Source organism: Spirillospora sp. NPDC048824, from assembly GCF_043198455.1.
In the GTDB taxonomy this organism is placed as follows: domain Bacteria; phylum Actinomycetota; class Actinomycetes; order Streptosporangiales; family Streptosporangiaceae; genus Spirillospora.
Genome location: NZ_JBICUS010000006.1, coordinates 349,602 through 372,862, shown reverse-complemented (window position 1 = coordinate 372,862; position 23,261 = coordinate 349,602). Strand labels below are relative to the sequence as shown.

Genomic DNA, 23,261 nt, shown 5'->3' with positions numbered 1-23,261 from the left:
CCGTCCCCGCACGCCCGCCCCCGCCGTCGGCTGCGGGGGCGGGTCGTTCGCTCAGCCGTTGGCGTGGCGCCGATAGTGGCGCGCGACCCTGGCCCGGTTGCCGCAGCCCGCCGAGCACCAGCCGCGCCGCGGGTGCGAACGGTAGAAGTAGAGCACGCAGCCGGGCCCGTAGCAGGCGCCGAGCCGGACCTCCGGCCCCTCGGACAGCAGTTCCCCGGCTTCGAGTGCCAGGGCGGCGAGTTCGCGTCCGAACCCGTCGACGCCGAACCGCCAGTCCCGGTGGAACCCCCGTTCGCCGTCCCACCTCAGCTCGGGGGTGCTCTGCGAGGTGAAGCCGTTCAGCGTCGCCAGGGCGTGTTCGACCGCCTGACCCGCGTCCACGGCGGCGGGACGTTCGTCGTTCACCGCGGTCGCGGCCAGCCGGCGCAGCGCATCGCGCAGTTCCCGGGCCCGCAACAGGTCGTCCTCACCCAGCGGGCCGGTGGCCGGGATCCCGCATTGCCGCACCCACCGGTCCAGTTGCCCGACCGTCGCCAGGGCGTCGTGCGTCCCGGCCTTGTCCGCCCAGATCGTGTTCATCAGGCGCACCGGCCGCGGCTCGGAGGGGTACAGGTCGGGCACGTCGTCGGACGCCATGGTCCCTCCTCCTCGCGGTCGATCCCGGCGCGGCCCGAGGCCCCACCGGCCGCTTCCTAATGTATCAGGGCTTGCATTGCATTAGTCGAACCTCTACTCTGCACCTAATGGCAAGCTGCTTTCTAAACATTAGAGTCATCCGCCGTGGGTGACGAGGCGCATGCCGACCTGGAGGGGACCATGAGCAACCCGCCGCTGAAGACGGGCCATGTCGCGCTGAACGTGACGGACCTGAGCCGGTCGACGGAGTTCTACGAGAAGCTGTTCGACTTCGACGTCATCGCCCGCTCGGACGCCGAACGGAAGTTCGCGCTCCTGGGCAAGGACGGCCGCGTGAGCGTCGCCCTGTGGCAGCAGGCCGGAGGCGGCTTCGACACCGGGCTGTCCGGGCTGCACCACCTGTCGTTCGAGGTCCCGACCATCGACGACGTGCGACGGGCCGAGGAGACGCTCAAGACGCTCGGGGTCGAGTTCGCCTACGACGGCATCGTCGCCCACGCCGAGGGCGCGGGCTCGGGGGGCGTCTTCTTCACCGACCCCGACGGGGTCCGGCTCGAGATCTACACACCCCGAGGCGTCGACGGCGACAGCGCCCCCGTCAAGGACGCGCCCACCTGCGGCTTCTTCTGATCCCCGCATTGAAGCCCATCGGGCCCGGGGCCGCGCGCCCCGGGCCCTTCCCGGAAAGGAGAACCGGATGTTCCATCCAGGCGAAGTGGACGTCCAGCAACACGCCGGCGTGCACGCGGACGCGCACGGCAGCGCCGCCGTCGGGGACACGATCCCCGACGTGGCCCGGCAGTTCCTGACGGCTCAGCGAATGATCGTCGTGACGGCCGAGCACGAGGGCACGCCGTGGACCACGCTCCTGGCGGGCGAGCCGGGGTTCATCGGAATCCCGGACGAGTCGACGCTCCGCATCGATGCCGGCCTCCCCGGACTCGATCCGCTCGCCGGGGCGTTCACCGCCCCCGCCGAGATCGGCATGCTCGCCATCGAACCCGAGACACGCCGCCGCATGCGCATCAACGGGCGGGCGCACCAGGCGGACGGCGGACTGCTGGTGCACGCCCACCAGGTCTACTCGAACTGCCCGAAGTACATCCAGACCCGCCGCGCCGACACGGTGGAACCGTCCGGAACCCCGGCGCGGACGGAGGGCGCGGCCCTCGACGACGCGCAGCTCGCCTGGCTCCGCGAGGCCGACACGTTCTTCGTCGGGACCGGTGCCCCCGGCCTCGGCGCGGACGCGTCCCACCGCGGCGGCAGCCCCGGGTTCCTCGACGTCGACCCGCATCGCGTCAGCTGGCCGGACTACGTCGGCAACTCGATGTACATGACGTTCGGGAATCTCCTGCTGGATCCCCGGGCCTCCCTGCTGTTCATCGACTGGACGGCCGGACGCACCCTGCACCTGACCGGAACCGCCGCCGTCGACTGGGACCCGGACAGAGCCGCCCGCCGCCCGGGAGCGCAGCGTTTCGTCGACTTCGACATCGACCGCGTGATCCAGCTCGACCACCGCGTCGCTCTGCGGTGGCGGCTGGAGAAGCCGTCCCGGTTCAACCCGCCCGCGAGAGGAACATGACCATGCAGATCGACGTCGACCGGACCGTCTGCGAGATCCACGCCCAGTGCGTCTTCGCGGCGCCCGAGGTCTTCGAGCTCGACGATGACGACGAACTCCGCTACGACCCCTCACCCGACGCCCGGCACGACGACGCCGTCCGCCGGGCGGCACGTGTCTGCCCCGTCCAGGCGATCCGGCTCGGGACGGCGGCCCCCTGACGACCCCGGAGATAACGGCGGCGGGCGGCCCGGGCCGGGCCGGGCCGGTAAGTGAGTTCCGGCCTTGAACGACCGCGTCGTCGACCTCGGGCTGGCGTCCTACTCGATCACCCCTGGTGCCGGCCGGGTTCTCGGCGCCGGATCTGGAGATCCTCAATTCGCCGTTCACCGACGAGCGCTACGGCGTCGGGATGCGGAAGGGCGACATCGACGGATGCGAGGCGGTGAACCGGGCCGTCACCACCATGTACCAGGACGGGACGGCCGGCGAGCTGCTGCGGAAATGGTTCGGGCCCAGCGGCCTCAGGCTGGTCGGGGAAGTGCCGCAGTTCGAGGGCTGCTCATAGTGTCGGTGCCCGCGGTTATCGTCGGAGGGTGGCTGAGGACCGGGTTGCGTGGGACGAGCTCTTGGCGGCGGGCTTCCTGCACGGTGTGCGGGAGGCTCACCGTGACGCGACGCTGGCCCTGTTCGGAGGGTTGAGCCGCGCGGCGGGCTTCAAGGAGCGGACGTACGGGGTCGGCGCGTTCGAGTTGCTGGAAAGCCACCTCGACCGCGTGTTCGGCAAGGGCGACCTGGCGAAGCAGGTCGTCCGGGACGATCTGAACGGCTCGCCCGGATGGCGGTACGGGCCGTACCGCGTCCTCCTGAAGAGGCACGAATTCGGGAACGTCAAAGGGATCCGCTGGGACAGGGACAGCCCCACGAAGCAGGCCGTGGCACGGCAGGGCTACATCGAGGACCCGCAGCTGACCCTGCCGCTCGGGCTCGAAGCCCACGACACGCCCGGGGTCGTCACGCTGGTTCTTGCGCACAGCGCTAGCGAGGAACCCCTGGAGCTTGAGCTCTTCCTGGGCCGACCCAGGTGGAACGCCGACGGCGGTACCGCGTGGCACTGGGTGAAACAGCTGGACGACGGCATCGGGCCCGATCCACGTCGTAAGCTCGTCGAGCGGACCATGCCGCTCTGGGACGAGCACGAAGACGTCCCTGTGCGGCTTCGCGGGGAGACGAAGACGGCCTAGCAAAGGGTGGCGCAGGGTGCTGTTCGACTGCGAGCGGCTGACGCTTGCCCGGCGGCTCCGGGGGATGCGCAAGAACCAGCTCGCGCAGGCCGTGGGGACGACGCCGAAAGCGATCGGGCAGTACGAGGCGGGGGTGCAGCGGCCCGAGGAGCCGACGATGAAACGCCTGGCCATCGCGCTCGGAGTTCCCGTCGAGTTCTTCCAGGCCGGGCGGAGCCCGGTCTCCATGGACGGTGCCCATTTCCGGTCGTTGCGGTCGACGAGTCAGATCGAGCGAGACCAGGCGCTCGCGTACGGCCGGATCGCCACGGACGTCGTCGCCGTCCTCGAAGACCTCGTCGACTTCCCCGAGGTGGACCTGCCCGAGTACCCGGTGTCGCCGGACGAGATCGCCGGAGGCGGCCCCGTCGAGGCGGCGCGGCTGACCAGGAAGTCGCTGGTGGAGCAGCCCGGGCCGGTGGCACATGTCGTCCGGTTGCTGGAGGCCCGGGGAGTGATCGTCCTCGTGCTGCCGGAGGCGGCGAGGCGGGTCGACGCGTTCAGTGTGGGGATTCATCCGAGGCCGATGGTCTTCTTCAATCCAGCAAAGGGTGATTATTGGCGCAACCGGTTCGACGCGGCCCATGAGCTGGGGCATTTGGTGATGCACGCCGACGCCGAGCCCGGGGAGAAGGTCGTCGAGGACCAGGCGCACAGGTTCGCGGCGGAATTCCTGATGCCGGAGGCCGACATCGCCGCCGAATTGCCGGCGAAGGCCGACTGGGAACGGCTGGGCGAACTGAAGGCGGTCTGGGGCGTCAGCATCGCGGCACTGCTCTACCGGGCGCGCACACTCGGGATCATGACGGAGACCGTGTACCGCAACGCGATGAGCGCGATGAGCTCGCGGGGCTGGCGGCGGCACGAGCCCGGGCCGGCGAGGCCCCTTGAACAGCCGACGATGCTGACGCGGGCGATCGAGGTCGTGGGGCAGGCCGGAACCGGCCGGGACCGGGTCGCGGAACTGGCGCGCGTGACGAGTGCGGACCTCGACCTACTGGTTTCGCGGCGGTGACCCCGCCCGGCCCCGTCGAACGGCGACGCCACTTTTTGGAACGGTCCCTCGGGTCATTTAACACAATGCGACCTTTTGTAAAGGCGGCCTGCAGTGACATATCTCTGTCCGAAGGTTTCCTGCGCGCCCGCCATTGCCTGTGAGACCCTCCGATGGTTGCCGGGACCTTACGGAGATGCTGGAGATCTTGTGCTGGACCATCGGCAGGCCGGCTCGAGTCCGACCGCCCTTCGCATGCAGATCGGCGCGCGGCTGCGGCGGATGCGTGAGGACAGGGGAATCGGGCGGGCGGAGGCGGGGGAGGCCATCCGCGGGTCGGCGTCCAAGATGAGCCGGCTCGAACTCGGACGCCACGGGTTCAAGGTGCGCGACGTCCTCGACCTCCTCGACCTGTACGGGGTCCACGACCCCGACGAGCGCGAAAGCCTCCTGGAGCTCGTGCGGGAGGCGAAGAAGCCCGGCTGGTGGCACGGTTACGGCGACCTGGTGCCGAGCTGGTTCGAGCAGTACCTGGGCCTGGAGCAGTCGGCGGCGACGATCCGCGGCTACGAGGTGCAGTACGTCCCCGGCCTGCTGCAGACCCCCGAGTACGCGCGGGCCATCATCGGCCTGGAGCACCACGCCGCGGCCTACGAAGGACTCGACCGGCGCCTCACCCTGCGGATGACCAGGCAGGCGATCCTGCACCGGCCGGTCGCCCCGGCGCGGCTGTGGACGATCCTCGACGAGGCGGCGCTGCGCAGGCCGATCGGCGGGCCCGAGACGATGCGCGCCCAGATCGAGCACCTGATCACGGTGTCGGAGTCCATGCCCAACGTGAAGGTGCAGGTCCTGCCGTTCTCCGCGGGCGGCCATGTCGCGCTCGGCGGCCCGATCACGATCGTCCGGTTCGCGGAGCACGATCTCGACGACGTCGTCTACCTCGAACAGCTCACCGGCGCCCGCTACCCGGAGGGGCAGGAGGCGGACCGCTACCAGGAGATCATGGACCTGCTCGCGATCCGCGCCTTTCCTCCCGCCCGCAGCACCACCTTCCTGAAGGACCTCCTGAACGACTTCTGACGTCCGGGGCACCCGCCCGAAGTCCCCCACCGGGGTGAGGGGCTCCCCCGGCGGCGGGAGGCCGGGCGTGCGGGCCGCTCGTTACCGTCGCCTGCGACGATCAAGCGATTCAGCAGGTGGTGGGCGGCTTTGGATACTTCGGCGACGGTTGTCGCGTTCGTGGTCGGGACGATCCTCAACACGTGGGTCATGGCGTACGGGGCGCGGCGCCTCCTCAACGTCCGGTTCTCCCTCTTCCGGACGATCGCGGCGGGAGCGGTCGGGCAGGGCGTGGCGCATCCGATCATCCGCTCGCTGATCGGCGACCTGGGCGAGCGCCAGCAGGTGACCCCGATGCTGTGGTTCGTCTGCCTCGGATTCGCGTGCGCCCTTCTCGTCTCGATGACCGTGCTGGTGCTCTGGGAGGCGTTCGTCCCGACCGGGTCGGTCCCGTCGCCGCTCTACTGGTTCGGCGGCGTCCGGTCGCGGATGGCGCGCACCCGGCGCTACTGGCGGATCACGTTCATCTTCCTGCGCCACGGCCTCGGCCCCTACCTGCGCGGACGTGCCCGTCCGACGTCCCCGGAGGGACGCGAACGGCTCGCACGCGAGCTGACGCAGGCCCTCGAACAGGCGGGCGTCGCGTTCGTGAAGCTCGGTCAGGTGATGTCGACGCGGCGGGACGTCCTGCCGCCCGAGTTCGTGTCGGAGCTCGGGCGGCTGCAGGACCGCGCCGCACCCGTCCCGTGGCCGGAGATCGAGAGGGTGATCCAGGAGGAACTGGGCGCCCCGCCCGAAGACGTCTTCGCCGCCTTCGACCGCACCCCGCTGGCGGCCGCGTCGGTCGCGCAGGTGCACACGGCCACGCTGCGCTCAGGGGAGGACGTCGTGGTCAAGATCCAGCGGCCGGGCATCCGGTCGGTGGTGGAGCGCGACCTCGACATCGTCGCCCGCCTCGCACGGACGCTGCAGGGCCGCGCCGGCTGGGCGAAGGCGTTCGGCGTCGTCGACCTCGCCGACGGGTTCGCGGCCGCGCTGCGCGAGGAGCTGGACTTCCGGGTGGAGGCGCGCAACATGGCGTCGGTGGCGGCGACCGCGACCGCACGCGGGTCGGACGTCGTCATCCCTCACCCGTACGACGACCTGTGCACCGGCCGGATCCTGGTGATGCAGCGCCTCGACGGCGTCGCGCTCGGCAAGGCCGGTCCGCGCATCGACCGCCAGGGGATGGACCGGACGAAGCTGGCGCACACCCTCCTCGACACGGTGCTGCGCCAGATCGTCCTGGACGGCGTGTTCCACGCGGACCCGCATCCCGGCAACATCATGCTGCTCGACGACGGCCGCCTCGGGCTGATCGACTTCGGTTCGGTCGGGCGCCTGGACACCGAACTGCGCGGCTGCCTCCAGCGCATGCTCCTCGCCATGAACCGCGGTGACGCGGTCGCGGTGACGGACGCCTTCCTGGAGGTCGTCGCCCGTCCGGACGAACTGGACGAACAGGGCCTCGCCCGTGCTCTGGGCGCGTTCATGACGCGGCATCTCGGCGCGGGGTGCGCCCCGGACATGGCGATGTTCACCGACCTGTTCCGGCTGGTCGCGCGGTACGAACTGGCGGTCCCCGCGGAGATCGCGGCGGTGTTCCGGGCGCTGGCGACATTGGAGGGCGGCCTGACCGACCTGGCGCCCGGCTTCGGCATCGTCAACGAGGCGCAGGAGTTCGGGGAGACGTATTTGCGGGAACGGCTCCGTCCCGCGTCCCTCCAGGAGGCGGCGGCCGACGAACTCATGGGGCTGCTGCCGATGCTGCGCCGCCTGCCCCGCCGCCTGGACCGCATCACCGCGGCCGCCGAGGTCGGCCGGCTGACGTTGAACATCCGGCTGTTCGCCGACGAGGGCGACCGGCGGACGGTCACCGGGCTGCTCCAGCAGGTGCTGCTGACGATCCTCGCCTCGACGGCCGGGGTGATGGCCGTTCTGCTGCTCGGCCTGAAGGGCGGCCCGGTCATGACCCCGGCCGTGTCCCTGTACCAGTTCTTCGGGTACTGCGGGCTGGTGGTCTGCAGCGTCCTGTCCCTGCGCGTCCTGGCGGTGATCTTCCGCCGCTGAAACCGCCCGCGAGATGATCGAACATACGTTTGACTTGCGGGTTAGAGTGGGGGCATGTTCCAAGGGTCGCTGCTGGACGACACGGACGAGCGCGGTCCGCGTCCGCTGGGTTCCGCGCGGCGGACGCGGCTGGCCCACGGCGCCTGGGTGGACGTCCTGCCCGCCTGGATCCCGGGGGCGGACGCGCTGTTCGAGCGGCTGCACACGTCCGTCCCGTGGCGTGCGGAGAGGCGCCACATGTACGACAAGGTCGTGGACGTGCCGCGTCTGCTGGCGTTCTACGACGAGGGCGAGCCGCTCCCCGATCCCGTCCTGGACGAGGCGAAGGCGGCGCTCGACGCCCACTACGCCGCCGAACTCGGGGAGCCGTTCCGCACGGCGGGTCTCTGCCTGTACCGGGACGGCCGCGACAGCGTGGCCTGGCACGGCGACAGGTTCGGGCGCGGCGCCGAGCAGGACACGATGGTCGCGATCCTGTCGCTCGGGACGCCGCGGAGCCTGCTGCTGCGTCCCCGCGGCGGCGGCGAGACGGGCGGCGGCCGGACGATCCGCCACGAACTCGGGCACGGCGACCTCATCGTGATGGGCGGAAGCTGCCAGCGCACGTGGGAGCACGCGATCCCGAAGAGCGCCCGCGTGGCCGGGCCGCGGATCAGCGTCCAGTTCAGGCCTCGCGGAGTCCGCTGACTCCGCCGGGCGGGGCCCCTCATGGCACGATGACGGTGATTTCATGAGGAGGCCCGTTTGCTTCGTCTGGTCGTGTCACAAACCTCCCCGGGGGCGTATCGGACGGTCCTGGACGCGCTGTGGGCGCCGAGCCCGCCGTACGGGCCGCCCGGCCGGCACATCCTGGTCGAACCCGGGCACTACCCGAACACGGGGTTCCGCAGCTCCGGCGATTTCGTGCTGACGGCCGTCGGCGGGCCGGGTTCGGTCACGCTGGACGGCGCGACCGACGCGACGATCGAACTCACCGGCAACGTGACGCTGCAGGGCCTCATCGTCCGGAACTGGAGCGCGGAGGGCGCCGCGCTGGACGTGTCCGAGGGCAGCGTCCTGGTGGAGCAGTGCCAGTTCGTGAGCCGCGCCGAGACGGTGGCGGTGCGCGGCTGGGGCGGCGCCCGGCTCGCGCTCAAGAACTGCCGGGTCCAGGACGGCGCCGTCGTCTACGCCGCCGCGTCCGGGATCATGGAGGCCACCGATGTGTCGGGGCCGGACGGCAACGCGATCGCTCTCCGCAAGGGCAGTGCCGTGACCGTCCGGTCGTGCCGGATCGAGGAGCCGGGCGGCAGCGGCATCTGGGTGACCGAGGGGTCCAGGCCGCTGATCGAGCAGTGCACGATCAAGGACGCCGGGGCCGCCGCGGTGCTGGTCGACGACCGGGCGGACGCCGCGATCCGCAACTCGGCGATGCACGGGTCGCAGCGGTGCTCGCTGGTCGTCCGGGACAACGCGACCGCGGTGGCCGGGGACTGCCTGATCACGGACGCGGCCATGGAGGCCGTGTGGGTGACCGCCGGCGGGACGCTGACGGGGCGGCGCATCCGTGCGGAGTCGGCGCGCCGCAGCGGCGTCGCCGTCGAGGAGGGCTCCGGGGTCTTCGAGGACTGCGAGGTCATCGGCGCGGCCAAGAACGGCGTGTTCGTCGGCGGCAAGGGGCGCGCCACGTTCGTGCGCGGGCGGGTGGACGGCGCGCAGGAGATCGGCATCGCCGTCGCCGAGGGCGGGTCCGGGACGATCGAGGGCACGGCCGTCACCGGCAGTGCGCTGTTCGGGGTGAGCGCGGACCCCCGCTCCGAGCTGTCCCTGCGCGACTGCACGGTCACGGACAACGGGCGCGCGGGCGTGTTCGCGTACGTTTCCGCGCGCGTCCACATGGAAGGCGTGACCAGCGAGCGGAACGCCGCCCCCGACGTCCTCGACGTCGAGGCGGAGTCGGGCGGGACCGCGCAGGTCAAGGAACCGGCGACGGCCATGGACACGGGCCCCGCCAAGGCCCGTGCGGTGCCGGAAGAGCCGGCGGGCGCGACGGCGGACGCGCTGCTCGCCGAACTGGACGCGATGATCGGCCTCGCCGGGGTGAAACGCGAGATCAGGAAGCTGACGAACCTGCAGAAGGTCGCCGAGCAGCGTCGTCTGGCGGGGCTGCCGCCCGGACCGTCGATCGGGCGGCACATGGTGTTCGCGGGGCCGCCGGGGACGGGCAAGACGACCGTCGCACGCCTGTACGGGCGGATCCTCGCGGCGCTCGGCGTGGTCGAGAACGGCCAGGTCGTCGAGGTGAGCCGCGCCGACCTGGTGTCGGAGAACGTCGGCGGGACGGCGCTGAAGACGACCGGGGCGTTCGAGGCGGCGGTGGAGCGGCAGGCGCAGCGGTTCGCCGACCTGCCGGAACTGCCGTCCGGTGAGGAACTGAGCCTGTGGATCACCTCCCGTTCCGCTGCTGACTCACGTGCCGGCGGGCGGGGTGGCGACGCGGTCAGTGAAGGAACCGTGGAAGCCCATGGGGATGTGGTGGCGCAGGTGTGCGACGGCGACGGGCTCGGCCTCGACGTCGCGGGCGTCCAGGATGAGCAGGCGGGAGCGGTGGGTGTCCGGGTCGTAGGCGAGGGTCATCAGCCATCCGTCGCCCTCCGCGGCGGCGGGCGCGCGCGGCACGAACACCGGCTCGCCGAAGCCGTGACCCGGGGGAAGCTCGTGGACGGTGCGGCGCCCGGTCGTGTGGTCGTAGGCATGGATGCCCGTGCTCGCCTCCGTCCGTCCCGCGAAGTAGGTGTACCGGTGCGGGCGGCCCGCCTGCCGGACGTCGGCGTGCGGCAACTCCATCGGCATCGCGCACACCTCCTGCCCCTCGACCTTCCCGGACGGTGTGACGCGGTAGCGCATCAGCGCGTCCCCCCACGGGAAGTCACTGGTGCGGAAGTCGCGGAACCGTGTCGCGACCTGGTCCCAGTCGGCGAAGCGGACGAACTCGATGACGGTGTCGTCGCCGTCCTCGAAGGCGTTGACGAAGTGGAACCCGAGCAGCGCCTCATGCTCGATGACCCGTGCCTTGCCGCCGTCCCGGGGGACGAGGGTGAAGCACGTCGGCCGGTGCGGCTCGTAGGTGAGGCCGTCGGCGATCGACCCGCTCCCCAGCAGGATCGGCGCGGCCTTCGGGATGACCGGGTTGACGACGAAGACGAGATGCCGGCGGGTGAGCGCGAAGTCGTGGTTCCACGGCGTGTACGGGAGGGAGACGCGCGGCATGTGGTGCAGCACCCCGGCCGGGTCGACCCGGTAGCAGCGCAGGCTGCGGGCCCGCGTGAAATCCATCCCGAAGTTGAACAGCTCGCCGGTCACGGTGCAGCGGGACGGGTGCGCCGAGAACGCCGACGCCACCTTCAGCCGTCCGCCGAACGAATGCTCGCCGATGGTGTCCAGGCTGTCGGGGTCGAGGCGGAACGGGCGGCCGCCCTCCCAGAGCGCGAGGAGCTGGCCGCCGTGCAGGACCACGCCGGTGTTGGCGACGTTCGCGGGCGGGCGGAACATGTTGCCGAGACGGCCGCCCCGGCGCTGGGTGCCGAGCCCGCGCAGCCCCACCCGTCCCTTGCGCTGCCCGTACCGGTAGTGCCTCGTCCGGACGTACCGGTTGCGGTAGCGGATCCGGCCGTCGCCGGGGAACGCGAACATCGACAGCATGCCGTCGCCGTCGAAGATGTGGTCGAGGAGGCTCTCGCCCACCTGCCAGCGCCCCGGGCCGTTCCGGTAGAGCGTCCCGGCCAGGCCCTCCGGGAGCCTGCCGTCGATCTCGCCGACGTCGTAGTCGTGCTCCTCGTCGAGGGCCTCGTAGCTCCGATGCCACGCGTCGATGTCCACGGTGACTCCTCGTCCGGAGGTCGGCGGTCCCGGTGACGGCAGGCTGCCACACCGGCCACCCGTAGTTCAACGCCTAACGACTACTCGTCTGCCCCTGCCCCGACGTACCAGCGGGCGGGGCGGGCGGAGGTGCGCTGCTGCCGCCCCGTCGGCCCTCGGGGAGCTGCCAGGGGCGGTTCAGCGCGGATTCAGGGATTATTCAGGATCCCCGGAGTCGGCTCGTCATTCGCAGTTTTGTCAAGAGTCGCCAGTCAATGCTTCGGGATATCGTTGTGTTCGACAATTTTCGGGGTTGGCATGATAAATGAGTCGCGTGACTCAGCGGCCGTCCAGTTGCCCGTTCTGGATCGCGTCCACCAGCGCATTCCACTGAGCGGAATCGAGTGCGAGGGCACCGGTAGAGTGATCATGCGAGTCACGGACCAGCACCGACGGGCCCATCACCGCCACTTCCACGCAATCCGTAGGACTGCTCGCGCTGCTCTTGCGCCAGTACAGCGACGTCTCTCGTGTCGACCGGTCCACCATCCAGCAACCCCTCCATCCATTGCCGGCGGGTGCCGTCCCGTCAACCGATCGGACAAGAACACCCGCCCGGCGAGCACCAAGCAGGGCACGACGAACCACGACCTTGTGGCTAATTCCCGGTCATGAGTGTAAACGGTTCTAGTAATTCCGCATACAACCGGATCACAAGATCACACTGCGTTATGAGGGCCACTCGCCTTGTGGGTGCCAGATGCGGCTGTCACCTCCGCTGGGAGTCGGGTCGTCGGGTTGCGGTCCTGGAGTCAGGCCATGAGGTCCTCGGCGGCCTGCCGGATCAGCGCGATCGACTCGTCGGGCGGCAGCGCCTGTTCCAGAAGGATCTCGAACGTGTCACGGTACTCGGGGATCTTCTCGTCGTCGCCGGAGTGCATCACGCTCGTGCCGGGCCGGCCCTCCAGATAGAGGACGTCCCCGAGGTCGCCCTCGAACTCCAGAAGGCTGAACGGCCCGTCGAGGCCGAGGTGCGCGCCCGCGCTGAACGGGATGACCCGGACGGTGAGCAGATCATCGCGCTCGGCGGAGTCCGCGATGTGGTGGAGCTGGGCGGGCATGATCCCCGGATCGACCATGATCCCGACATGGCGGCGTATGACCGCCTCATCGATGATGTAGCGCTGGCGTGGCGGGTTCTGCCGCTTGGCGAGTTCCTCCTGCCGCTGGATGCGCACCTTGACCGCGAGGGCTTTGGCTTGTTCGGACGTCTTGCCCGTGGAGAGCACTTCTGCGTACTCGGATGTCTGCATCAGCCCGGGGACGACCGTCGGGTGGAACTGCCGGATGTAGGCCGCGCCCGCGGCGTACGCCACGTAGTTGAGGAAGCCGGGATCGAGCTCCCCCTTGTAGACGTTCCACCAGGCGGGCTCACGCGCCCCGCGGGCCAGTGCCTGCAGCCGCTCCTGGCGCGCTTCCGAGGTGACGCCGTAGACCCTGAGCAGGGCCTGCAGGTCAGTGCGGGTGATGGCGTTCTTGCCGCCCTCGACCCTGATGAGCTTTGACGGTGACCACTCAAGCTGGCGCGCCACGTGCTCCTGCGTCAGCCTCTTCTCCTTGCGCAGGCGGACGAGCTCGCCGCGCAGCAGGGCGCTCTGGACGATCGGCCCCTGATCACTGGTCATCTGTTCTCACTCTGCGTAGTCGGTGCCACCTATCTGCATGCAATCTGTCATGGCGTCATATTGCATGGTGGGCTCCGGCAGAGTGCCATCTGCCCTGGCCACGCAAACCCACACCCCCAGGTCGAGACCCGTCATATCGCCTAAAACTCTCACCTGAAGCTTCCAGAGTGCTGCATGACTGTAGACTATGTTGTATTGTGCTATGTAGCAAACAGCAGGCTCCATCTTGCTACCAGGCGCACTGCTACATCTGCACTGGCACGACCTTGACGCAGAGTGAGATCTCGGACGGACGAGCGCGTCCCCCCGTCCGAGATCTCCCACCGGCGGGCACGGGCCGCGTACGCCGCCGGCGAACGAGGGACCGAAGGCGGACGCGCCGAACGGGGAGGTCGCCACGGAACACCGATATTTCGGCACAGCCAGAAAAGACAAAAGAGTCGCTCACCGCTTCCCGCCGATCACCGGTTGCGAGCCAAAACGATCGATGGAAAGCGGAGAGCGACTCCTCGGGCCCGCGTGAGAATGTGCTGACCGATCGTCACCGGACCTCTGCGAAAAAGCAGCGAGATCCGGGGTTGACCTGCCAAAACGTTCCCTGCGGACTCACCCAGTCTAACCGCGGTCACGCGGTGCGGGCTATAGGTGAAAGCGACTTCGGGCCCCCCGGGCGGCCAATGCCGGGCAATCCCCGACAGCTGGACGGACGGCATCGAAGACGCGATTCGAGGCATGGGGTTCTCGATATGGCAAGCCAGAAGATCCACCCCCCGACCTTTGGCGACCACCCCGCAAACCCACCGTTCGCCGTCCGTCCGGGCATCAGGCAGGTGTGCTGATGGACGATTACACCCGCCAGCACAACCCCGACCAGGTCCCGTCCGAGACAGGCCCCCATGAAGACGTCCAGCCTCCGCAGATCCACGACACCGCCGAGGCCCTGTGCCGGGACACCGATTGCCCGCGCCAGCTCCAGCCCGTCGCACCGCCACCGCCGCCGCGGCAAGGGTTCTGGGACTCGCTCACCGAGATCGAGCGGGCCGCGCTCCTCGCGTGCGCCGAGGAGATCGTCTACCCGGTCGGCACGGTGCTCTGGTTCGAGGGCCAGGCCGCCGACCAGGCCGTCATCATCTGCTCGGGCTCGATCAGGGTGTCCGTGCAACGCGGCGGACACGAGCGGATCATCGCCTTCCGCGGTCCCGGCGACATCGTCGGTGAACGCGCCGCCCTGCTGCTGCGCCGGCGCTCGGCGACCATCGTCGCCATGGAGACCGTCCACGGCCTGCGCATGACCACGCAGCAGTTCGTCACGTACCTGAGCGACCACCCCCGCGTGGTCGCCATCATGGAACGCGAGGTGTACGACCGTCTGACCGAGCAGCAGACGGGCGTCCCGCCGCAGACGCCGTCGCCGTACGCCCACGCCGCACACCACGAACCCCAGCCGCCCTATCCGGCCGGAACGCGGCCCGGCTACGCGATCGCAGCACACAACCCCTACGCGGGCGGAACACGGCACCACGGGACCGCAGGGCAGACCTACGCGACCGGGCCGACACCGTGGGGCAACCCACCGGTGGGTCCCGTCCCATACCCCGCAGCCGCAGGAAGGTCCGCCCACATGCCGCGGCCAGTGCCGGCCGGCGGGCCATGGCCTGCCCGCCCGGTTCCGGTCACCCGTGCCCCGTCCCATGCACAGGCGACGCAGCCCATGGCGATCACCCCGCCCGGACCGCCCGTACCGTCCTTGGCGGGCCAGAACTGCACGATCGTCTACAGCGACATCGCCGGCTTCAGCGCGTCCCACCGCAACGACGCTGACCGCCTCGACATGCGGCGCGCCATGTACGCCGTCCTGCGCGAGGCGTTCGAGGAGTCGCGGGTCCCCTGGGACGCCTGCCACACCGAGGACCGCGGCGACGGCGCGTTGATCGTCGTCCCTCCCGAGGTGCCGACGGCCGCCGTCATCGACCCCATGCTCACCGCCCTCGCCGTGCGGCTGCGCCGCCACAACCAGCGGTCGAGCGCCGCCGTCCGCATCCAGCTCAGGGTGGCCGTGGACGTCGGGCCCGTGATGCCCGACCCGCCCGGCGTCAACGGCTGGGCCCTCATCCACACCGCCCGGCTCCTGGACGCGCGTCCCCTCAAGGACCGGCTCGCCGCGACCCGCGCCGACATCGGCTTCATCGCGTCGCAGTTCGTCTACGAATCCGTCATCACCCAAAGCGCCGGCCACGTGAACCCCGCCGAGTACGAGCCCATCAGCTGCCGGGTGAAGAAGCTGAAGACGGAAGGCTGGATCCACATGCGCGGCGTGCCCGCCCAGTCGGCCGTCTGACCCCCAGCACCCACGCCGGCCCGTCCCCGCGCGGGCCCACACCCCCTCACGACCCCGCGTGCAGGACGCACCGCGGGGTTTCCGCGTCCCACCGCCCTCCGCGGCTCCTGCTCTCACGTGCGTCCGGCCGTGCCACTCGTCTCGTCTGTGTCTCGTCCGAGTCCCGGGTTACCTCGCCCCCGCGCCGGCGCCCTTGTGGAGTGGTCGTTGATCTTCAGGGCACAGCGGGGATGCGCAGGACGAACCGGGCGCCGCGGTCGCTGTCCTCGATGGTGAGCCCCCCGTCGTGGAGTCTCGCGATCTCACGGGCGATGGGAAGGCCGAGGCCGGTTCCGCCGGCGTCGCGCTCCTTGCCGGCCTCAAGGCGGGCGAAGCGCTGGAAGACGAGCTCCCGGTCCTCCTCGGCGACGCCGGCGCCGTCGTCCTGGACTTCGAGGACGGCGGTGTCGCCCTCGCGGCGCACGGTGATGTCGACCCGCGTGTCGGCGTGGCGTTCGGCGTTGTCCAGCAGGTTCGTCAGCAGCCGGACGAGCCGGAGCCGGTCACCGCACACCACCACGCCCTCCTGGAGGTGCGGGACGATCCGTTTGGTGCGGTCGGATCTCGCGACCTCGATGGTGACGAGGGCGCCGAGGTCGACCGGCTCGGCGCCCTGCCAGGCCGCGGCGTCCAGGCGGGCGAGCTGCAGCAGGTCGATCACGATCGCCTGCAGCCGTTCGAGGCTCTGCAGGACGGCCCGGCCGGTCTGCGGCCAGTCGACCTCGTCGGGAAAGAGCAGCGCCTCCTCGATCTGGGCGCGGGCGGCGGTGATGGGGCTGCGCAGGTCGTGGGACGCGTCCGACGTGAAGGTGCGCTGCCTCGCCAGGGCGCTGTCGAGGCGGTCGAGGGTCGCGTTCACGGCCTCCGCGAGCCATCTGATCTCATCCTGGTTCTTCGGCACCGTCACCCGGCGGCCCGACCTGCTCGCGGTGATCTCCGCCAGCTCGGCGCGGATCGCGTCCACGCGGGCGAGGGTGCGGTCGACCGTCCCCCAGGCCCGCAGGCAGACCAGCAGCGTGACCAGCAGGGACATGCTGGTCAGGAACATCAGGAGGCCGGGGCTGACATACCAGGGAATGGTGGGGGTGGCCGCGTAGACGACCCAGTCTCCGCCATGTCTGTAGACGCGGAGTGCGAGCACCCACATGCAGTGGTCGAGCCCCGGCGGCGGGCAGAGCACCCGGGCGGAGTAGATCTTCGTCTCCGCCGGGCGGAAGCGGGCGATCGGCGGCCCGTCCAGCGCATCCTCGGTACCGGCGATCACGACGCGCCGGTCGTCCAGCAGTTGCAGGACGACGTCGTCCGGGGCGATGACCCCGCCCCGCACGCCCCTCCGGTCGACCTCGTAGGCGAGCCGCAGCGCGGAGGCGGCCGCCTCGTTCCGTTCGAAGTCCTCCGCACGGCCACGGACCCCGACGACGATCAATGCGCTCAGGATCGCGCAGATCAGCGCGGCGACCGTCCCGGCAATAACGGTCATCCGCACCCGTATGGACCATGTGCGCCGTCCGCTCACCCAACCTCCCGCAGGTGAGGTAATCACCGCCCAGACCGAGATCAGTCCTCTGAGCAGCAGCGATGCACCCAAGAGAGGACAAAGAAATCATTCACCGCGTTGCGGCCGCCATGGGGGATCGACAGAAGCTCTAGCGCTGGACAAGCCCATTGTTAGAATCACTGGTTATGGAGCTGCGCCAGCTTGAGTACTTCGTGGCGGTGACGGAAGAGGCCGGCTTCACCCGGGCGGCGGAGCGGCTGCACGTCGCCCAGCCGGGGGTGAGCGCACAGATCCGGCAACTGGAACGGGAACTGGGGCAGCCGTTGCTCGACCGGTCCGGGCGGACGGTCCGGCTGACGGAGGTCGGCGCGGCGGTCCTCCCCTACGCGCGGGCGGCGCTCGCGGCGGTCGAGGGCGCGCGGCGGTCGGTGGACGAGTTGACGGGGCTGCTGCGCGGGCACGTCACGATCGGCACGATCGACTGGATTCAGTCCCTGGACCTACCCGGCATGTTGTCCGATTTCCACCAAGACCATCCGGATGTGGAAATCACGGTCATTCAGGACGACGCCGCGACGCTGACCGCGGCGCTGCGGGACGGACGGGTCGATCTCGCGTTCCTCAGCCTCGGCGGCGAACCACCCGAGGGCATCGCGACCCAGGTCGTCATCGAGGAGCACCTCGTCGCCGCCGCCGGGCGCGGTCATCCGCTGGCGCGGCGGTCCACGATCCCGCTGCGGGCCCTCGCCGGCGAGGACCTCGTCAGCCTGCCGAAGGGCACCGGGCTGCGGGCCGTCCTGGACGAGGCCTGCGCGGACGCCGGCCTCAGCCCGCGCATCGCGTTCGAGGCCGGCGAACCACCCGTGCTGGCACAACTCGCCGCGCACGGTCTCGGCGTCGCCGTCCTGCCCGAGTCCGCCGCCCGGGACCTGCCCGGCGACCTGCACGCGATGCCGATCGTCCGGCCCCGGCTGACCGGGCGGATCGCGCTCGCCTGGCGAACCGAGGGCCCGCGCGGCCCGGCCGCCCGCGCCCTGATCAGCCGAGCCCGCGAGCACCTCCCCGCACCCCCCGGCCAGCCGGCCCCTTGATCACGGTGATCCGGGCGCCACGTCGATCGGGCGCCGCCGCCGGCCGGGGGAATCGTGGTCAGGCCGCCGCCGCCGAGCGCGCGGCGGACTCCCGGAGGACGCGGCGGAGCACGTCCGGCCTGTTGGTGATGATCCCGTCCACGCCGAGCTCGACGGCCTTCCTCATCTGCCCGCGGTCGTCCACCGTCCAGGTGAGCACGTCCATGCGCGCCGCGTGCACCTTCCTGACGTAGGACGCGGTCAGGTCACCGAACGTGGGATTGATCTGATCGGCGTAGGACGCCAGCTTGCGCAGATCCTTGACCTCCGGTGTACCGAGCAGCCCCGTCGGCACCCTGGGCATCAAGGAGTGGAAGCGGCGCACGGACTCCCAGTCGAACGACTGGACGGCCAGCCGGCGCTCGCTCGCGTCGCGCCGCAGCCAGGACGGCGAACGCTTCAGCGAGGCGGCGATGCGCTTCTCGATGCCCGGGTAGAGCGCCGGGCTCTTGATCTCCAGCAGCATCCCGAGGCCCTGTCCGCGCATGGTCCTGAGCACCTGGGCCAGCGTCGGGACGCGTTCCCCCTTGTACTTCTTCGCGAACCAGGAACCCGCGTCCAGCTTCTTGATCTCGGCGAGAGTGAAGTCGGAGACCTTCCAGGGCGACCGGTCCGGGTACACCTTCTCGACGTTCGTCGTCCGGGCGAGCGTGGTGTCGTGCATCAGGACCAGCTTGTGGTCCTTGGATTCCTGGACGTCGATCTCGAACACGTCCGCGCGCTGCGCCTTGGCCAGCCTGACGCCGGCGAGCGTGTTCTCCGGCGCGTACGCGGACGCCCCGCGGTGGGCCACATTCGTGATCCCGTCGTCCGGCGCGGCGTTCACACGCGGGCGCGGCTCGGGCGCACCCGCTTCCTGCGCCGGTACCGGATCGGGATCCGCGGCGGCGGACGTGGCTGGCACGACGATCGCCGTCGATGCCGTGACGGCGATGAGCGCGATACGGGTACGTCGATGCATGGTCACCTTCCGGGAGCTGAGGCGTGTCCGCCCCAACCCTCGGACCGTCCGGTGACACCGGAGTTACGAGCCAGTAGCAGACCGTGTACAGCCGCTGACGATACGCATCGGCGCCGCGTGACACCCGCGCGGACACGGTCCTTTGATCAGAACAGACGGACTATTCGCCATCGTCCTGCTTGGCGTCCTTGGCCGCCCTGGACAGGATCAGCGCGCCGAGCAGCAGCTTCCGGCTCCGCCGCAGCGGACGCGGAATACGGACACGCCGAACAGGCGGCGGTCTCGCGGTCACCGACTCACCGGACGCAAGTGGCGGCAGCGCGGCCGACCGGGGCGTGCCCAGCCGCGTCGGACGGCTCCGGCCACGCAGCGTCACCGACCTGCCGAGGTCCCACTCGTCCGACTCGACGAGGTGGGCGAGCTCCAGAACGGCCGCCGACGCCAGCACCCGCCCCGCCGTCGTCTTCGCCATGTCGCTGAGCCTGGCCGCCTCGTTCACCGGATCACCGATCACGGTGTACTCGAACCGCTCCTCGGTCCCGATGTACCCGGCCACCACGGGACCCGCCGACACGCCGATCCCCGCGTCCAGCATCGGGACCTCGACCCGCAGCCGCAGCGCCAGCTCCCGCGCGGCACCGAGCGCCGCACCGGCCGAATCCTCCACCTGCGTCGGCGCCCCGAAGATCGCGAGCGCCGCGTCCCCTTCGAACTTGTTGATCCACCCCCCGTGCCCGGCCACCACCGTCACCACGACACCGAAGAACCTGTTGAGCAGCCCGACCACCTCGTCCGGGCTCCGCGTGTCGGCCAGCCTGGTCGAACCGGTGAGATCGACGAACAGGACCGCCACCTCGCGCGTCTCACCGCCGAGCGTGATGTCGCCGCGCTCCAGCGCCAGGTCGGCGACCTCCTCCCCCACATGGCGTCCAAAGAGATCACGCAGCCGCTCATGCTCACGGAGCCCCGCGACCATATGGTTGAACCCGGCCTGCAACTGCCCGACCTCACTGGCGTCGTACACGGCGACCTCCGCGGAGAGATCCCCCCGCTCGACCCGCGCCATCCCCTTCCGAACCGCCTTGATCGGATCAGCGATGGCCCGGGTCGCCATGTAGGTGACATAAACCCCGGCCAGCAGCGCGACCCCGCCGAGCCCCAGGATCGTGATCGCAAGCTGCACGACATTGATGTCGGGCGCGGCCAGCGCGGCAACCGCGACACAGATCAGCCCGAACACCGGAATCGCCGTCCCCAGCGCCCACGCGAGCATCACCCGCGTCGTCACCCCCGGCAACCGGAACCGGCGCGGACGCTCCGCCGCCAGCACCAGCGCCGCCGCAGGCCGCAGCAACCGCTCCGACAGCAGATAGACGATCGTGCACGTCGTGGCCGCCCCCAGCAGACACGTCAGCCCCGTCTTCACCGCCAGCCGCCCGGTGAACAACACGAGGTCGAGAACCGCCCACCCGAGGGCCCCGGCGACCCACAACCCGCCGACGAGCAGCGTCAACCGAAGCGGCCCGAGCAACACGGCCCGCCGCTGCGCCCGATCGGCGTTCCCCCCGTCCCGGACGAGCCTGACGACCGGCCGCCACAGCCACAACCCCGCGATCAACGCCACAGGCACCGCGACCACGGGATAACTGAAGAACGCCACAGCGTTCACCTGACGGGCATAGTCGCGATCGTCCAACGGCGGATCAGGCAGCACGAACGTCGCGAACAACAGCACGACCAGCGATCCGACCAGATTCGCGGACCCCACCACCACGAGCAGCACCCACCGCACCCGGATCTCGAGCATGCTGGTCACGTGCGCCTCCGGAGGGAAGGAACCGCCACGACGGATCATCCCACGCCCCACCCCCCGCCCCCCTCCCCGACGCACCCGCCGGCCCGATATCGAGTTGGCGACCACCTCGGCCATCGCGTATGCTCTCGGACGTCGCCAAGCGCGGGGCAACCCGCCAAGACATCCCTCCGAAGCCACTAAGCTCGGAGTAGCAAGGTCCTGTGGAGCAGCTAGGAGTGCTCGCCACCCTGTCAAGGTGGAGGCCGCGGGTTCAAATCCCGTCAGGACCGCCAGGCGCACCACGCGTCCTGGGCAGGTAGCTCAGTCGGTACGAGCGTCCGCCTGAAAAGCGGAAGGTCGGCGGTTCGACCCCGCCCCTGCCCACACTATTGACCAGCGAAAACGCCCCGGAGCCATGTGGCCTGGGGCGTTGTGTTTGACGGCAACCGACGTCATCGGGAAGCGGACGGTCGACTCCTCAGTATGAGCTAGAGATTATATTGGTGGGGTGCCCTGGGACGTCATCATCCTCGAACCTGTCGAGAGCTGGTTCCTCAAGCTGTGTGAATCAGAGACGGACACTGCAGCCTTGATCGAGCAGGCCATCGACAGGCTGGCCGAGGTCGGACCGACGCTGGGACGGCCGCTGGTCGACACCCTGGAACACAGCGAGCTACGCAACCTCAAGGAGCTGCGGCCCGGCAGCCGAGGCCGATCGGAGATCCGCATGCTGTTCGTCTTCGATCCGGACCGGGCAGCGATCTTCTTGGTGGCCGGAGACAAGGCCGGGCAGTGGTCACGCTGGTACGACGAGGCAATCCCGCTGGCCGAAGCCCGCTACGCCGAGTACCGGGCAGCGAAGGACAAGGAGGGCGGACGATGAGCACCGGACGCAGCTGGCAGGACATCAAGGCCGAAGCACACCGCCGCAACCCCGAGCTGGCCGACCCCGAGCGCCAGGCCCAGGCTCGCGCCGAACTGGACGCCTACGTCGCCGGCCACCATCTCAAGGAGCTCCGCAAGGCCATCGGCAAGACGCAGGCCGAGGTCGCACAGATCCTGGGGGTCTCCCAGTCCCGCGTCTCCCAGATCGAAAACGGCAACCTCGAAGCCATGGAACTGGAGACCCTCCGCGCTTACGCCACCGCCCTCGGCGGACACCTGGACATCACCGTCAGCGTCGGCCCCCACTCAATCAAGGTCGCCTGACAGCACTGACCGGTGACGGCAACCCTGACGGCAACGATGGCCACCAGACAGCACCATGGGCGCACGTTGGGCACCGTCTGACCTTGGTCGAGGGGGTGGCCGCTGGGTGGTTGCTACTTCTGAAAAGCGGAAGGTCGGCGGTTCGACCCCGCCCCTGCCCACCCCATACGACCAGCAGAAACGCCCCGGAGCCACACGGCCCGGGGCGTCGTCGTTGACAGCAAGGGACGATGCACCACAGCGGACGGGGCTCGCAACATCAACCGACTCCCGACCAGGGCCCACGGGTTTGCTGGTTAGGCCAGGTCGGCACACCCGGGGCGATGCGGTCGGCGCGGAAGGCCACACCCCACCGCTTCTCACCGCCGAGCACCGCCTCCCACGGGAAGGCGACCAGGCCCGGCCGGAGTGACGATTCGCGCGAATCTGTCTGTCACACCGTCTCGCCATTCGCGCGAACGAGAACTCCGGACCGTGGTGACGGAGTACGAGAGGGGACAGCCCTCATGGCGTCACAACCGCCGGCCTTTGGACGCAACGCCCTACGATGAACGCGCCACGGCGCTGCTGGTCAGGACTACTTGACCACCTTGATTTCGTGGAGCACGATGTCCGCCCCGTGGACAGAGATAGGCCTCAGGACGAGGTCGTCCTCAAAGAAACGCATGTGGCAACTGAAGTAAGCAGGGCCGCCTCTGTAGCCGGTCGCCTGTTCCTGGAGCCACTGGAGTAGCGGACCCAGCAGATCAAGCTCATCAGGGTGGAGAACCTGGCGCGAGGTCAAAGCCCAACTCGTGGCCCCCGCGTCTTCGCGACGCGCCAGTTCCGAGAACGCAACACCACCGACCCTCCCGTCGGCAGGTCCGCGCTCAGCCAACAGCGGATACATGTCGTACTTCCATTGATCTTCGGGTAGCTGATCGCCATGCTCATCGACGGTGATGGGATACCAAGCGGTCACGATGGCGAGTTCCTCAGGCTGTGGCCCCAGCCCGAGATGCCAACGAAGCTCAGCGATCTCAGCTTCCGGTAGATCGCCTCGAAGTTCGGCGGCTATCAGTACCTCGTAAAGATCAGCCATGCCGGAACATGGTAGCGGGGAGATCGAGAGGGGGCTC

The 23,261-nt window shown here is 69.9% G+C and carries 22 protein-coding genes, 2 tRNA genes and 1 pseudogene; 16 read left to right on the top strand and 9 right to left on the bottom strand.

Features of this window, described 5'->3' with window-relative positions; genetic code table 11:
• Positions 1 to 51 precede the first annotated feature (51 nt).
• Positions 52 to 636 carry a CGNR zinc finger domain-containing protein gene (locus ACGFIS_RS15025; protein ID WP_392971141.1) on the bottom strand — a complete coding sequence of 195 codons (585 nt, stop codon included), beginning with the start codon at positions 634 to 636 and terminating at the stop codon, positions 52 to 54.
• 144 nt (positions 637 to 780) lie between these two features.
• Between ACGFIS_RS15025 and ACGFIS_RS15020 the strand changes: the two genes are divergently transcribed.
• The 9 genes from ACGFIS_RS15020 to ACGFIS_RS14980 all read left to right on the top strand — a co-directional run bounded on the left by ACGFIS_RS15020 (position 781) and on the right by ACGFIS_RS14980 (position 8,338).
• Entirely contained in the window at positions 781 to 1,266 is a 486-nt protein-coding gene (locus ACGFIS_RS15020) for a VOC family protein (RefSeq protein ID WP_392971138.1), read from the top strand.
• Positions 1,267 to 1,333: 67 nt separating this feature from the next.
• Complete coding sequence (locus ACGFIS_RS15015) at positions 1,334 to 2,224, top strand: pyridoxamine 5'-phosphate oxidase family protein (RefSeq protein ID WP_392909871.1); 891 nt, start codon at positions 1,334 to 1,336, stop codon at positions 2,222 to 2,224.
• 2 nt (positions 2,225 to 2,226) lie between these two features.
• On the top strand, positions 2,227 to 2,424 hold the full coding sequence (locus ACGFIS_RS15010; RefSeq protein ID WP_392971135.1) for a ferredoxin: 198 nt from the start codon (positions 2,227 to 2,229) through the stop codon (positions 2,422 to 2,424).
• A gap of 116 nt (positions 2,425 to 2,540) precedes the next feature.
• Positions 2,541 to 2,771, top strand: coding sequence for a hypothetical protein (locus ACGFIS_RS15005; RefSeq protein ID WP_392971132.1), 231 nt, complete (start codon positions 2,541 to 2,543; stop codon positions 2,769 to 2,771).
• A gap of 28 nt (positions 2,772 to 2,799) precedes the next feature.
• Positions 2,800 to 3,447, top strand: coding sequence for a hypothetical protein (locus ACGFIS_RS15000; RefSeq protein ID WP_392971129.1), 648 nt, complete (start codon positions 2,800 to 2,802; stop codon positions 3,445 to 3,447).
• Between the two features lie 16 nt (positions 3,448 to 3,463).
• The gene (locus tag ACGFIS_RS14995; RefSeq protein ID WP_392909865.1) at positions 3,464 to 4,501 is read left to right on the top strand and encodes an XRE family transcriptional regulator; all 1,038 of its coding nucleotides are present in this window, start codon (positions 3,464 to 3,466) and stop codon (positions 4,499 to 4,501) included.
• A gap of 234 nt (positions 4,502 to 4,735) precedes the next feature.
• Positions 4,736 to 5,563, top strand: a complete 828-nt coding sequence (locus ACGFIS_RS14990; RefSeq protein WP_392909863.1) for a helix-turn-helix domain-containing protein — start codon at positions 4,736 to 4,738, stop codon at positions 5,561 to 5,563.
• 129 nt (positions 5,564 to 5,692) lie between these two features.
• A complete protein-coding gene (locus tag ACGFIS_RS14985) occupies positions 5,693 to 7,651 on the top strand; it encodes an ABC1 kinase family protein (protein ID WP_392971127.1) in 1,959 nt (652 codons plus the stop codon).
• A gap of 54 nt (positions 7,652 to 7,705) precedes the next feature.
• Positions 7,706 to 8,338, top strand: coding sequence for an alpha-ketoglutarate-dependent dioxygenase AlkB (locus ACGFIS_RS14980; RefSeq protein ID WP_392909859.1), 633 nt, complete (start codon positions 7,706 to 7,708; stop codon positions 8,336 to 8,338).
• Positions 8,339 to 8,517: 179 nt separating this feature from the next.
• Here the strand turns inward: ACGFIS_RS14980 and ACGFIS_RS14975 are convergent, their stop codons facing one another.
• The gene (locus ACGFIS_RS14975) at positions 8,518 to 8,787 is read right to left on the bottom strand and encodes a hypothetical protein (RefSeq protein WP_392909857.1); all 270 of its coding nucleotides are present in this window, start codon (positions 8,785 to 8,787) and stop codon (positions 8,518 to 8,520) included.
• Here ACGFIS_RS14975 and ACGFIS_RS14970 point away from each other — a divergent pair.
• Positions 8,690 to 9,955: pseudogene (locus tag ACGFIS_RS14970) on the top strand (right-handed parallel beta-helix repeat-containing protein); the annotation flags it as partial. The gene ACGFIS_RS14975 and the pseudogene ACGFIS_RS14970 overlap by 98 nt on opposite strands.
• 144 nt (positions 9,956 to 10,099) lie before the next feature.
• Here ACGFIS_RS14970 and ACGFIS_RS14965 read toward each other — a convergent pair.
• From ACGFIS_RS14965 to ACGFIS_RS14955, 3 genes are all read right to left on the bottom strand, one after another.
• Positions 10,100 to 11,509, bottom strand: coding sequence for a carotenoid oxygenase family protein (locus tag ACGFIS_RS14965; protein WP_392909855.1), 1,410 nt, complete (start codon positions 11,507 to 11,509; stop codon positions 10,100 to 10,102).
• A 318-nt stretch (positions 11,510 to 11,827) separates the two neighbouring features.
• Positions 11,828 to 12,037, bottom strand: coding sequence for a DUF397 domain-containing protein (locus tag ACGFIS_RS14960; RefSeq protein ID WP_392909853.1), 210 nt, complete (start codon positions 12,035 to 12,037; stop codon positions 11,828 to 11,830).
• Positions 12,038 to 12,300: 263 nt separating this feature from the next.
• Positions 12,301 to 13,173 (bottom strand): helix-turn-helix domain-containing protein, encoded by an 873-nt coding sequence (locus tag ACGFIS_RS14955; RefSeq protein WP_392909851.1) that lies wholly within the window; start codon positions 13,171 to 13,173, stop codon positions 12,301 to 12,303.
• A gap of 838 nt (positions 13,174 to 14,011) precedes the next feature.
• Between ACGFIS_RS14955 and ACGFIS_RS14950 the strand changes: the two genes are divergently transcribed.
• A complete protein-coding gene (locus tag ACGFIS_RS14950; protein WP_392971125.1) occupies positions 14,012 to 15,511 on the top strand; it encodes a cyclic nucleotide-binding domain-containing protein in 1,500 nt (499 codons plus the stop codon).
• 214 nt (positions 15,512 to 15,725) lie between these two features.
• Here the strand turns inward: ACGFIS_RS14950 and ACGFIS_RS14945 are convergent, their stop codons facing one another.
• Positions 15,726 to 17,030 carry a sensor histidine kinase gene (locus tag ACGFIS_RS14945; RefSeq protein ID WP_392971122.1) on the bottom strand — a complete coding sequence of 435 codons (1,305 nt, stop codon included), beginning with the start codon at positions 17,028 to 17,030 and terminating at the stop codon, positions 15,726 to 15,728.
• Positions 17,031 to 17,233: 203 nt separating this feature from the next.
• Here ACGFIS_RS14945 and ACGFIS_RS14940 point away from each other — a divergent pair, with 203 nt between their 5' ends.
• Complete coding sequence (locus ACGFIS_RS14940) at positions 17,234 to 18,139, top strand: LysR family transcriptional regulator (protein ID WP_392909845.1); 906 nt, start codon at positions 17,234 to 17,236, stop codon at positions 18,137 to 18,139.
• Between the two features lie 58 nt (positions 18,140 to 18,197).
• On the opposite strand, the gene ACGFIS_RS14935 is transcribed toward ACGFIS_RS14940, so the two are convergent.
• Positions 18,198 to 19,139 carry a glycerophosphodiester phosphodiesterase gene (locus ACGFIS_RS14935; RefSeq protein WP_392909843.1) on the bottom strand — a complete coding sequence of 314 codons (942 nt, stop codon included), beginning with the start codon at positions 19,137 to 19,139 and terminating at the stop codon, positions 18,198 to 18,200.
• Positions 19,140 to 19,299: 160 nt separating this feature from the next.
• On the bottom strand, positions 19,300 to 20,946 hold the full coding sequence (locus ACGFIS_RS14930) for an adenylate/guanylate cyclase domain-containing protein (protein WP_392910217.1): 1,647 nt from the start codon (positions 20,944 to 20,946) through the stop codon (positions 19,300 to 19,302).
• 203 nt (positions 20,947 to 21,149) lie between these two features.
• Between ACGFIS_RS14930 and ACGFIS_RS14925 the strand changes: the two genes are divergently transcribed.
• The 4 genes from ACGFIS_RS14925 to ACGFIS_RS14910 all read left to right on the top strand — a co-directional run bounded on the left by ACGFIS_RS14925 (position 21,150) and on the right by ACGFIS_RS14910 (position 22,143).
• A tRNA-Asp gene (locus ACGFIS_RS14925) sits at positions 21,150 to 21,227 on the top strand.
• A gap of 17 nt (positions 21,228 to 21,244) precedes the next feature.
• A tRNA-Phe gene (locus tag ACGFIS_RS14920) sits at positions 21,245 to 21,318 on the top strand.
• A gap of 124 nt (positions 21,319 to 21,442) precedes the next feature.
• Positions 21,443 to 21,817, top strand: coding sequence for a type II toxin-antitoxin system RelE/ParE family toxin (locus ACGFIS_RS14915; RefSeq protein WP_392909811.1), 375 nt, complete (start codon positions 21,443 to 21,445; stop codon positions 21,815 to 21,817).
• Positions 21,814 to 22,143 carry a helix-turn-helix domain-containing protein gene (locus ACGFIS_RS14910; protein WP_392909809.1) on the top strand — a complete coding sequence of 110 codons (330 nt, stop codon included), beginning with the start codon at positions 21,814 to 21,816 and terminating at the stop codon, positions 22,141 to 22,143. Before ACGFIS_RS14915 ends, ACGFIS_RS14910 begins: the two co-directional genes overlap by 4 nt.
• Before the next feature lie 577 nt (positions 22,144 to 22,720).
• On the opposite strand, the gene ACGFIS_RS14905 is transcribed toward ACGFIS_RS14910, so the two are convergent.
• Positions 22,721 to 23,224, bottom strand: a complete 504-nt coding sequence (locus tag ACGFIS_RS14905; RefSeq protein WP_392971119.1) for a hypothetical protein — start codon at positions 23,222 to 23,224, stop codon at positions 22,721 to 22,723.
• Positions 23,225 to 23,261: the final 37 nt, after the last annotated feature.